Source organism: Salipiger sp., assembly GCF_059781815.1.
The window spans coordinates 28,088-38,506 of record NZ_JBYNAH010000011.1 but is presented as its reverse complement, the minus strand read 5'-3'; the positions used below and the strand labels follow the sequence as shown (position 1 = coordinate 38,506).

The window sequence follows — 10,419 nt, the reverse complement described above, 5'->3', positions numbered from 1 at the left end:
ATGCTGAAATACGGCATCCCCGACCTGCGCGCCTTCTTCGACAGCGACCTGCGCTGGCTGCGCCATTACGGCTTTGCTTCGCTCGACGTGCCGACGATCAGGGGCGGGCTGTCGCGCTGATCTCTGGCCTTCGCGGGCACGTGACCTAAGGTCGGGGGAAACGCCTCCCGACCTAAGGAACGTCCTGCGATGAAGCTCTTCAACCACGACAACCGCCAGCGCAACGCCGACACCCGGCGGATCTATGCGCTGTTCGAGATCGCCCACACGCTCGTCGATTTCGGCGCCGCGGTCTGCTTCACCATCGGGTCGGTGCTGTTCTTCTTTCCGAAATACGAGACACCGGCGATCTGGCTCTTCACCGTGGGCTCGGTGCTGTTCATGGCCAAGCCGACGCTGCGGCTGGCGCGGGAGATCAAGCTCTACCGGATGGGCCAGATCGAGACGCTGGCAGAGCGGGCCGAAAGCGACTGACCCGACGACTGACAGGGATCAAGGCGGCGACTCTCCCAGGCTGGTACAATCCACGATTATGAGCGTGGAGGAGACCATGAACAGCATCGTCATGAAAGACCGCCTGCAGACTGACGCGACCCCGGAACCGACCCCGAAGGAGTTCCGCATCCGCTGGAGCCTCGAGCCCTTCGCCGCCACCGACATGGTGGATGCATGGCTCGATCTCGGCAGCGAGATGCAGAGCTTCTATGCCGACCGGATCCGCGCCGATGTGGAAACCCAGCACGAGATCCTGCACAGCCGCAGCCCGGCGGAACTCGCCCAGATCCAGGCCGCGTTCTTCCGGCAGGCAATTTCGGATTACCGGGCGCATATGGGGCGCGTGACCGAGATTCTCGATCACTGCTGGTTCCCGCGCGCCGGTCAGCCGTAGACGTATCGCCCCGGCGCCGCGCCCAGCGAGGGCAGTGGCGCCAGCTCGGCGGGGCGGCGGTCGGAGGAGCGCGCCGCCAGCCATTCGGTCCATGCCGGCCACCACGAGCCGTCATGGGCCGGATGTGCCGACATCCACAGATCGGGATCCGTCGCGTGGCCCGGCACCGCGCCGATGCGGTAGTGCCGCCGCGGGTGGCCGGGTTCCGAGACGATCCCGGCGTTGTGCCCGCCGCTGGTGAGCAGGAATGTGTTCGGACCGTCGGCGAAGCGGGTGATCTTCCAGGCCGAGCGCCACGGTGCCACGTGGTCCTTTTCGGTGCCGACCGCGAAGACCGGCACCTCGATATCCTCCAGCGAAATCGGACGCCCGCCGAACTCGTACTGTCCCAGCGCCAGCCGGTTCTCGAGGAAGAGCTGGCGCAGGTACTCGGTATGCATCCGTGCCGGCATCCGCGTGGCATCGGCGTTCCACGCCATCAGGTCGTTCATGCTGCCACGCTCGCCAAGCAGGTATTCGCGGATCGTGCGCGACCAGATCAGGTCGTTCGAGCGCAGCATCTGGAAGGCGCCGGCCATCTGGTCGGACTTCAGGTAGCCCTGCTCGGCCATGATGTCTTCGAGGAAGGCGACCTGGCTGTCGTCGATGAACAAGGTGATCTCGCCGGCCTCGGTGAAATCCACCTGCGCGGCAAGCAGCGTCAGCGAGGCAAGGCGGTCGTCGCCGTCGCGCGCCATGGTGGCGGCGGCGATCGACAGGAGCGTGCCGCCGAGGCAGTAGCCCGCGGCGTGGATCTTCTGACCGGGTACCGCGTCGCCGATCACCCCGAGGGCCTCGAAGATGCCGAGGCGCACGTAATCCTCGAGCCCCAGCTCGGCGTCCTCCTCGCCCGGGTTCAGCCACGAGATCATGTAGACCTCGATGCCCTGATCGAGCAGGAAACGCACCATCGAGTTATGCGCCGACAGGTCGAGGATGTAGTATTTCATGATCCAGGCCGGCACGATCAGCAGCGGCTCGGCCTGTACCGTCTCGGTGGTCGGGCGGTAGCGGATCAGCTCGATCAGCCGGTTGCGATAGACCACTTCGCCGGGCGTCGTGGCCATGTTCTCTCCGACCTTGTAACCGCCGGTATCCGGCGGCGCGCCCTCGGCATCGCGGGCGAAATCGTCCATCCAGTTGCGGAAGCCGCGCAGCAGGTTGGCGCCGTGCTCTTCCCGGGTCCGGTCGAGCACCACCGGGTTGGTCAGCGCGTAGTTTGACGGCGCCAGCATGTCGAGCGTCTGGCGGGCGGCGAAATTGGTGATCTGGGCGTGACGCGGCGACATGCCCTGCACCTCGCTGGTGGCCGCGTTCCACCAGTCCTCGGTGAGCAGGAACCACTGCGCGAGCAGGTTGTGCGGATAGCGCTGCCATTCCTCGTCGCGAAAGCGCTTGTCGGCGGCCATGGCGGCGCAGCCGGTGCTCTCGGGGCGGACGGGGCAGCTGATCGCGGCCTGAAACGCCTTGGCGGCGTTGGCGACGGCGCGCTCCTGAAGCGCCGCCTGCTTGGCGGGCGAGCCCGCCAGATGCGCCGCCCAGTCGAACCACGCGGTCGCGAGCCCCATCGGGGAGAGCCCCCCGGTCAGGCTGCCGAGCGCCGCGTGATAGGCGCGGTCGATGGCGTCATGCGATTGGGACTCCCTGGCGGGGACGGCTTCGGCGGGGGTGAGGTGACCAGCATGTTCCATGCCTCCGGGGTGCCACGATCCTGTGGAAAACGCCTTGATCCGGCGCAAGCCGCAACGTGACGTTGCGTCCCTTTGAGAAACATTCCGGGATGTTGGCGGAAACGGGATGGATGTATTGATCAATCGTTTGATTTATACTCGCCACCATGACCACCGACTCACCCCTCTCGCCCGCTCCCGAGGCCGACAGCCCCGCCGAGGCGACTCGCCGAAACCTGATCGCGGCGGGCTTTGCCCTGTTCGGGACCGAAGGCTATGCCGGCACCAGCACCCGGCGGCTGGCCCAGCACGCCGGCACCAACGTGGCCTCCATCGCCTATCACTTCGGCGGCAAGGCCGGGCTGCACGAGGCCTGCGCCCACGCCGCCGCCGCTCGCATCGCGCAGGCGGTGGGCGCGCCGCGCGATCACGGGGCCATCTCGCCCGAGGCCGCGCTGGCGACGCTCGAGGCCACGCTGCGGGGGCTGGCGGCGATGTTGCTCACCGGTGGCGAGGAGGTGCGCGCCATGGTCGGCTTCCTCGTGCGCGAGCTGAGCAGCGGCGAGCGCATCGTCGAGGTGCTCTACGACGATCTCATCGGCCCCAAGCATCGCGAGCTCTGCATCCTCTGGGCCACCGCCACCGGGCAGGACCCCGACAGCGAGGCGGTGCGGCTCTCGGTCTTCGCGACCATCGGGCAGGCGCTCTATTTCCGCATCGGCCAGCCGGTGGTGCGCCGCGCCATGGGCTGGGAGACGGTCGGCCCGAACGAGGCCGCGCGCATCGCCGACACGCTCGTGGCGCAGCTGCGCGCCGCCATCGAAAGGAGCCGGATATGACCGGATTTCTCTGTGCATTGCCCTTTGCCTCGGCGCTGTTCACCGCCTGCGCCGCGCCGGGCCCTCTGGCCACCGGTTATGTCGAGGGCGATTTCACCGTGATCGCCCCGGTCGCCACGGCGCAGGTTCGCAGCGTCGAGGTGGCGAGCGGCGACACGGTCGAGGCCGGTCAGCAGCTGGTGGCGATGGAGCAGCAGGACGCCGAGATCGCGCTGGCGCAGGCCGAGGCGGCCCTGGCGCAGGCCAAGAGCCAGCTGATGGACCTGCAGGAGGGCAAGCGCCCGGCCGAGATCCGGGCCATCGAGGCGACGCTGGCCTCGGCGCAGGCGCAGGCCGAGGATGCCGCCCGCACCGAGGCGCGCATGGAGCAACTGGCCGCGCGCGGCGCCGCGACGCAAAGCCAGCGCGACGACGCGGTCACCGCCGCCAAGGTCGCCGAGGCGCAGGTGGCGCAGGTCGAGGCCGAGCTCGCGGTCGCAAGGCTGCCCGCCCGCGCGCAGGAGATCGCCGCCGGCAAGGCCGCGGTCGAGGGCGCAGAGGCGGCGCGCGACAAGGCCCGCTGGGAGCTCGACCAGCGCCGGCTCACGGCGCCGGCCCATGGCACGGTCTACGACGTGATCCGCCACGCGGGCGAGCTCGCGGGCCCCTCGGCGCCGGTGCTGTCGATGCTGGCGGACGGGGCGGTGAAGCTGCGGCTCTACCTGCCCGAGACCGAGTTCGCGCGGGTCTCGGTCGGAGCCTTGCTCGCGGTGAATTGCGACGGCTGCGGCGACGGGCTGAAGGCGCGGGTGACCTACATTGCCGACGAGGCCGAGTTCACCCCGCCGGTGATCTACTCGCTCGAGAACCGGCAAAAGCTGGTCTACCTCGTCGAGGCCCACCCCACGGTGGAGAACAGCCTCAAGCCCGGGCAGATCGTCGATGTCTCGCTGGTGGAGGCGGCGCGGTGAGCACGCCCGCCATAACGGTCACCGACCTGACCAAGCGCTTCGGCGACAAGACCGTGGTCGACCGGGTGTCGCTCAGCGTCGAAACCGGCGAGATCGCGGGCTTCCTCGGGCCGAACGGCTCGGGCAAGACCACGACGATCCGGCTGATGTGCGGGTTGCTCGAGCCCGATGGCGGCACCGGCCGCGTGCTGGGGCATGACATCACCCGCGACCGGGGCGCGATCAAGCGCGAGGTCGGCTACATGACCCAGCGCTTCTCGTTCTACGAGGATCTCACCATCGAGGAGAACCTCAACTTCGTCGCCGGGCTCTACCGGATGCGCGGGCGGCGGCAGGTGGTGCGCGAGACGCTGCAGGATCTCGGGCTCTACAGCCGCCGGGGGCAGCTTGCCGGCGCGCTCTCGGGCGGCTGGAAGCAGCGGCTGGCGCTCGCCGCCTGCGTCATGCACCGGCCCAAGCTTCTGATGCTCGACGAGCCCACCGCCGGGGTCGATCCCAAGGCGCGGCGCGATTTCTGGGACGAGATCCACCGGCTGGCTGCGGACGGGCTGACGGTGCTGGTCTCGACCCACTACATGGACGAGGCCGAGCGCTGCCACCGCATCAACTACATCTCCTATGGCCGGCTGGTGGCGCGGGGCACCGTGGCCGAGGTGGTGCGCGACGCCGGGCTGACCACGGTGGTGGTGACGGGCAAGCACACCGATGCGGCGGCGCGGGCCTTGCGCGGGGCCGAGGGGGTCGACCAGATCGCGCCCTTCGGCAGCACCCTGCACGTGGTGGGGCGTGACGGCGCGGCGCTGCACCGCGCGGTTGCGCAAGTGACGCGCGAGACCGGCACACAGATGGCCGAGGCCGAGACCAGCCTCGAGGACGTGTTCATCCAGCTCATGGGCGACGCGAAGGACAATATGTCATGACCCGGGTGCTCTCTCTCGCCCGGCTCTGGGCGCTGCTGGTCAAGGAGACCATCCAGATGCGCCGCGACCGGGTGACCTTTGCGATGATGATCGGCATCCCGCTGGTGCAGCTCATGCTCTTCGGCTTTGCCATCAACACCGATCCCAAGGAGCTGCCGGCGGCGCTGGTCGCACCCACGCAGGACCGCTTCACCCGCGCCATGGTCACCGCGCTGGAACTCACGGGCTATTACCGCTTCATTGCGCCCGACGCGACGGCGGCGGAGGCCGAGGCGATGATCTCGCGCGGGGACGTTGTGTTCGTGGTGACGGTGCCGTCGGATTTCGGCCGCCGGGTGGAGCGCGGCGACGCGCCGACCATCCTCATCGAGGCCGACGCCACGGATCCGTCGGTGGCCTCGGGCGCGATCTCGACCCTCGGCACGGTGGCGCAGCAGGCGCTGCAGCGCGAGACCGGTAGCGCCGGGGCCGACGAGGGCGCGCTCTCGGTCGTGGTGCACAAGCGCTACAACCCCGAGGGCGTGACGCAGTACAACATCGTGCCGGGTCTGCTGGGGGTGATCCTGCAGCTCACCATGGTGATGATGACCGCGATGGCGCTGACGCGCGAGACCGAGCGCGGCACCATGGAAAACCTGCTCTCGATGCCGGCCACGCCGCTCGAGATCATGCTGGGCAAGGTGGTGCCCTATCTGGGCGTGGGGGCGGTGCAAGTGGTCGTGGTGCTGGTCGCCGCGAAGCTGATCTTCTCGATCCCGATGGTCGGGCACCTGTCGGTGATCCTTCTGGGGATCTTCGTCTTCGTGCTGGCGCTGGTGATCCTCGGCTACCTGATCTCGACCGTGGCGCGGACCCAGATGCAGGCGATGCAGCTCACCTTCTTCTTCTTCCTGCCCTCGATCATGCTTTCGGGCTTCATGTTCCCGTTCCGCGGCATGCCAGGCTGGGCGCAGACGCTGGGCGAGATCTTTCCGCTCACGCATTTCCTGCGGCTGATCCGCTCGGTGATGCTGAAGGGGGCGGACGCTGCGACGGTGGCGCAATCGCTCGCGGCGCTGGGGCTGTTCGTGCTGGTGCTGTCGCTGGCGGCGCTGCTGCGGTTCCGCCGGACGCTGGACTGAGGCGCACCGGGCCTCAGGCAGTGGCCCCGGCGGGATGCGGGCGCAGCCGGCCCGCGCCCCAGGCGCTCAGCGCCACCATCACCGCAGCGGTGCCAAGGCAGAGCGGCAGCCCGCCAAGCTGGTAGCTTGCGCCCGACAGCACCGTGCCCAGAAGCCGCCCGGCGGCGTTGGCCATGTAGTAGAAGCCCACATCCATCGTCACCCGGCTGTCCTCGGTGAAGGCAAGGATGAGGTAGGAATGCAGCGAGGAGTTCACCGCGAAGATCGCCCCGAAGACCAGCAGCCCGGCCACGAGGCTCGCGGTCAGCCACGGCGCGGGCGCGCCCGCGAGCGCCACCAGGCCCGCGAGCAGCGCCGGCACCACGAAGAGCGCCAGCGCCCAGTGCCGCGCGTCGCTGACCAGCGGCGCCTCGCCACGCTGCTTCGCCTTCAGCAGCCGGGGCGCCGCCGCCTGCACCGCGCCGTAGAGGATGATCCACAGCGCCATGAAGCTGCCGATGGTGAAGAAGGCCACGCGGTTGCCCGCCTCGCTGCCGTCCGACAGCACGGCGTAGAAATAGATCGGGATGCCGACCACGAACCAGACGTCGCGGGCACCGAACAGAAACACCCGCGCGAAGCTCAGCCAGTTGACGTTGCGGTTCTTCGACAGCACCTCGCGGAACTTGGCGTCCTTGCGTCCCGTGGGCAGGCCCTTGGGCATGCGCAGCGCCACCGCCACGAGGATCGCCGCCAGCACCCCCGCCATGGCGAGCACGGACGGTACGAAGCCCGCCAGCCCCAGGAGCGCCGCGCCGAGCAGGAAGCCCAGCCCCTTCACCGCGTTCTTCGAGCCGGTGAGCGCCGCGACCCAGCGGAAGAGCCCATCCTCGCCCTTCGGCGCGAGCAGCTTCACCGCCGATTTCGACGACATCTTGGCCAGATCCTTGGCGACGCCAGAGGCGCCCTGCACCAGCATCACGAAGGCCACCGAGGCCCCGATCGCCCATTCCGGATCGAGCTGCGCCAGCGCCAGCAGCGCCAGCACCTGCAGGCTCAGGCCGGCATAGAGCGTCGAGGTCAGCCCGAAGCGCGCCGCGATCCAGCCCGCCGAGAGGTTGGTCACCACGCCCGCGATCTCGTAGAGCACGAAGAGATAGGCGAGCTGCACCGGCGAGAAGCCGAGCGTGTGGAAATGCAGCAGCACCAGCATCCGCAGCGCGCCGTCGGTGAGCATGAAGGCCCAGTAGGCGGCGGTGACGGCGATATAGGCCGCGAGCGGTCTCTCGGGGGCGTCGGTCATGGGGGCTTTCGTCGCTTTCTACGGTCTTTGATGGCCTAGCGGCTCAGGATGACGGGCGCGTGTCAGAGCGACGCGCCCACCATCAGCGCCACGTCGGCGAGGCGGTTGGCGTAGCCCCACTCGTTGTCGTACCAGGCGTAGACCTTGAGCTGGGTGCCGTTGACCACCATCGTCGATTGCGCATCGACGATGCTCGAGCGCGGATCGTTGACATAGTCGCAGCTCACCAGCGGGCGGGTCTCGTAGCCGAGGATGCCCTTGAGCGGGCCGGTCGCTGCCGCCTCGAAGAGCGCGTTGACCTCCTCGACCGTGGTCTCGCGCTCGAGCTCGAAGACGCAGTCGGTCAGAGAGGCGTTGAGCAGCGGCACGCGCACGGCGTGGCCGTTCAGCCGGCCCTTGAGCTCGGGGTAGATCAGCGTGATCGCGGTGGCGCTGCCGGTGCTGGTGGGGATCAGCGAGTTCAGCGCCGAGCGGGCGCGGCGCAGATCCTTGGCGGGGCGGTCAACGATGGTCTGGGTGTTGGTCACGTCGTGGATCGTGGTGATCATGCCGTGCTTGATGCCGAGATTTTCGTGCACGACCTTCACCACCGGTGCGAGGCAGTTGGTGGTGCAGCTCGCCGCCGTCACGATGCTGTGGCGCGCCGGATCGTAGGCCTCGTTGTTGACGCCAAAGACGATATTCGCGGTCGGGCCGTCCTTCACCGGGGCAGAGACCACAACCTTCTTCACGCCGGCGTCGAAATAGGGGGCGAGCTTGGCCTCGGTCTTGAACACGCCGGTGCAGTCGATGACCACGTCCACGCCCTCGAGCGGCAGATCCTCGAGCCGCTTCTCGCAATGCACCGGCAGGCGGGTGCCATCGATGCTGATGCTGTCGGCGTCATGCGAGAAATCGGCCTCCCAGCGTCCGTGCACGGTGTCGAACTCGAGCAGGTGGGCGTGCATTTCCGGGTCGCCCACGGCGTCGTTGATCCAGGCGATCTTGGCGCCTTTCTCCAGCAGCGGGCGGAGGGCGAGCTTGCCCATGCGGCCAAGCCCGTTCAGTGCGTAAGTGGTCATTGCGCGAGGTCCTCGGTCTCGGTCTGGCCGATCTTGTCGACTGCCTGTTGCAGGGAAATCCGGTCGAGCGCCTCGATCGGAAGGGCGGTGAAGGCCGAGAGGCGATGCTTGAGCATGCCGTAGACCTGCTGGAAGGCGAGGCTCTTCTCGGCCTCGGTGCCGGTGGCCTTGACCGGGTCGGGCAGGCCCCAATGGGCGCTGATCGGCTGGCCGGCCCAGGCGGGGCAGTCCTCGTTTGCCGCGCGGTCGCAGACGGTGAAGACAAAATCCATCTTCGGTGCCTCAGCGGCCTGAAACTCCGAGATGTTCTTGGCCCGCAGCCCGTCGGTCTTGAAGCCCTTGTCGTGCAGCGTGGCGAGCGCGATAGGGTTGAGCTCGGAATAGGGCCTGGTGCCGGCCGAGAAGGCGTTGAAGCGGTCGCTTGCGAGTTCGCGCAGCAGCGTCTCGGCGATGATCGAGCGCGCGGAATTGCCGGTGCAGATGAAGAGCACGTTGTATTTCCCGTCGGACATGGCTGGTCCTCCTTGCAGGCTGGCGAGCGCCTCGGGCGGGCAGAGATCCGGCCGCCCCCGGCAACAATCGTGGAACAGGAAGCCCACGAGGCCGCGCAGCGCCGCGATGTTGGCCCGGTAGAGCAGCGAGCGCCCGACCCGGGTCTGGGTGATCAGGCCGGCCTCGCGCAGGGCCGAAAGGTAGACCGAGGCCGTGCTGGGTTTGAGCCCCAGAACGTCGGTGATTTCCCCCGCCGGCAGCGCGTCGGGGTAGCGCCGCATGAGTAGGCGAAACAGGTCCATGCGCTGCGGATGGCTGAGGGTGCTGAGCTGTTCGAATCGTATCGCTTCCATATTTCATGAATTATGGAAACGTCTGGATTCGGGCAAGTGAAGAGTTGATGACAGAGCTTGAGGGCTGATCGGAACGACGCGGACATGGCGCGCGTGAGCTGGGCCGTCATGGGGCCGTCATCGCGAGACTTTCTCTTGTCGACGCGTGTCAGGCTTCGAGGCGGACCAAAAAAGCGCGGGCTCGACAGCGAGCCCGCGCCGAACCAGCGCCGCGATGCGCAGCCCGTCCGGGCGCGCTCGCCTCAGCCCAGCTTGCCGCTCATTCGCGCGTGGTGCAGCGCCGCCACCGCGCAGGAGGCGAGGCGGCTCATGTCGTCGTCGGAGCGGCTGTTGAGGATGATCGGCACCCGCGCGCCCAGCACCAGCCCCGCGGCTTCGGCGTGGGAGATATAGGTCAGCTGCTTGGCCAGCATGTTGCCGGCGTCGAGGTTCGGCGCCACGAGGATCTCGGCATGACCGGCCACCGCCGAAGTGATGCCCTTGGTGCGCGCCGCGGCGATATCGACGGCGTTGTCCATCGCCAGCGGGCCTTCGACCAGCCCGCCGGTGATCTGGCCGCGATCGGCCATCTTCGACAGCAGCGCCGCGTCGATCGAGGAGGGGATGTCGGGGTTCACCGTTTCGGTGGCCGAGAGCACGCCGACCTTGGGCTGCTCGATGCCGAGCGAGATCGCGAGGTCGATGGCGTTCTGGGTGATGTCGACCTTGGTCTTGAGATCGGGGGCGATGTTGATCGCCGCATCGGTGACCAGCAGCGGGTGCGGCTGGCCCGGCACGTCCATCACGAAGATATGGGTGAAGCG

The 10,419-nt window shown here is 68.2% G+C and carries 11 protein-coding genes and 1 pseudogene; 7 read left to right on the top strand and 5 right to left on the bottom strand.

The window, feature by feature from the left end; genetic code table 11:
- From AC6RA4_RS02540 to AC6RA4_RS02530, 3 genes and pseudogenes are all read left to right on the top strand, one after another.
- Positions 1-120, top strand: a pseudogene (locus AC6RA4_RS02540) (phenylalanine--tRNA ligase subunit alpha); the annotation flags it as partial.
- 69 nt (positions 121-189) lie between these two features.
- Entirely contained in the window at positions 190-474 is a 285-nt protein-coding gene (locus tag AC6RA4_RS02535; protein ID WP_500157089.1) for a YrhK family protein, read from the top strand.
- A gap of 76 nt (positions 475-550) precedes the next feature.
- On the top strand, positions 551-889 hold the full coding sequence (locus AC6RA4_RS02530) for a phasin family protein (protein ID WP_500157087.1): 339 nt from the start codon (positions 551-553) through the stop codon (positions 887-889).
- Here AC6RA4_RS02530 and AC6RA4_RS02525 read toward each other — a convergent pair.
- Positions 880-2,619, bottom strand: a complete 1,740-nt coding sequence (locus AC6RA4_RS02525; protein ID WP_500157085.1) for a PHA/PHB synthase family protein — start codon at positions 2,617-2,619, stop codon at positions 880-882. The genes AC6RA4_RS02530 and AC6RA4_RS02525 overlap by 10 nt on opposite strands.
- Before the next feature lie 146 nt (positions 2,620-2,765).
- Between AC6RA4_RS02525 and AC6RA4_RS02520 the strand changes: the two genes are divergently transcribed.
- From AC6RA4_RS02520 to AC6RA4_RS02505, 4 genes are read left to right on the top strand one after another with little or no spacing between them, the layout of a single operon-like run.
- Positions 2,766-3,437: a CerR family C-terminal domain-containing protein gene (locus tag AC6RA4_RS02520; RefSeq protein WP_500157083.1), complete on the top strand. Its 672-nt coding sequence runs from the start codon at positions 2,766-2,768 to the stop codon at positions 3,435-3,437.
- Complete coding sequence (locus tag AC6RA4_RS02515; RefSeq protein WP_500157081.1) at positions 3,434-4,387, top strand: HlyD family secretion protein; 954 nt, start codon at positions 3,434-3,436, stop codon at positions 4,385-4,387. The genes AC6RA4_RS02520 and AC6RA4_RS02515 overlap by 4 nt, the downstream gene beginning before the upstream one ends.
- Entirely contained in the window at positions 4,384-5,307 is a 924-nt protein-coding gene (locus tag AC6RA4_RS02510; RefSeq protein WP_500157079.1) for an ABC transporter ATP-binding protein, read from the top strand. The genes AC6RA4_RS02515 and AC6RA4_RS02510 overlap by 4 nt, the downstream gene beginning before the upstream one ends.
- Positions 5,304-6,428 carry an ABC transporter permease gene (locus AC6RA4_RS02505; protein ID WP_500157077.1) on the top strand — a complete coding sequence of 375 codons (1,125 nt, stop codon included), beginning with the start codon at positions 5,304-5,306 and terminating at the stop codon, positions 6,426-6,428. Before AC6RA4_RS02510 ends, AC6RA4_RS02505 begins: the two co-directional genes overlap by 4 nt.
- Before the next feature lie 13 nt (positions 6,429-6,441).
- Here the strand turns inward: AC6RA4_RS02505 and arsJ are convergent, their stop codons facing one another.
- The 4 genes from arsJ to AC6RA4_RS02485 form a co-directional block, all read right to left on the bottom strand.
- Positions 6,442-7,710 (bottom strand): organoarsenical effux MFS transporter ArsJ, encoded by a 1,269-nt coding sequence (gene arsJ, locus AC6RA4_RS02500; RefSeq protein WP_500157075.1) that lies wholly within the window; start codon positions 7,708-7,710, stop codon positions 6,442-6,444.
- Between the two features lie 62 nt (positions 7,711-7,772).
- Positions 7,773-8,771, bottom strand: a complete 999-nt coding sequence (locus AC6RA4_RS02495; protein ID WP_500157073.1) for an ArsJ-associated glyceraldehyde-3-phosphate dehydrogenase — start codon at positions 8,769-8,771, stop codon at positions 7,773-7,775.
- Entirely contained in the window at positions 8,768-9,616 is an 849-nt protein-coding gene (locus tag AC6RA4_RS02490) for an arsenate reductase/protein-tyrosine-phosphatase family protein (protein WP_500157071.1), read from the bottom strand. The genes AC6RA4_RS02495 and AC6RA4_RS02490 overlap by 4 nt, the downstream gene beginning before the upstream one ends.
- A 242-nt stretch (positions 9,617-9,858) precedes the next feature.
- On the bottom strand, positions 9,859-10,419 hold a 561-nt coding region (locus tag AC6RA4_RS02485), incomplete at its 5' end, for a bifunctional enoyl-CoA hydratase/phosphate acetyltransferase (protein ID WP_500157069.1).

Coding starts and splice junctions, on each gene's coding strand:
- AC6RA4_RS02535 (WP_500157089.1), top strand. CDS start 190: ATGAAGCTCTTCAACCACGACAACCGCCAGCGCAACGCCGACACCCGG.
- AC6RA4_RS02530 (WP_500157087.1), top strand. CDS start 551: ATGAACAGCATCGTCATGAAAGACCGCCTGCAGACTGACGCGACCCCG.
- AC6RA4_RS02525 (WP_500157085.1), bottom strand. CDS start 2,619: ATGGAACATGCTGGTCACCTCACCCCCGCCGAAGCCGTCCCCGCCAGG.
- AC6RA4_RS02520 (WP_500157083.1), top strand. CDS start 2,766: ATGACCACCGACTCACCCCTCTCGCCCGCTCCCGAGGCCGACAGCCCC.
- AC6RA4_RS02515 (WP_500157081.1), top strand. CDS start 3,434: ATGACCGGATTTCTCTGTGCATTGCCCTTTGCCTCGGCGCTGTTCACC.
- AC6RA4_RS02505 (WP_500157077.1), top strand. CDS start 5,304: ATGACCCGGGTGCTCTCTCTCGCCCGGCTCTGGGCGCTGCTGGTCAAG.
- arsJ (WP_500157075.1), bottom strand. CDS start 7,710: ATGACCGACGCCCCCGAGAGACCGCTCGCGGCCTATATCGCCGTCACC.
- AC6RA4_RS02495 (WP_500157073.1), bottom strand. CDS start 8,771: ATGACCACTTACGCACTGAACGGGCTTGGCCGCATGGGCAAGCTCGCC.
- AC6RA4_RS02490 (WP_500157071.1), bottom strand. CDS start 9,616: ATGGAAGCGATACGATTCGAACAGCTCAGCACCCTCAGCCATCCGCAG.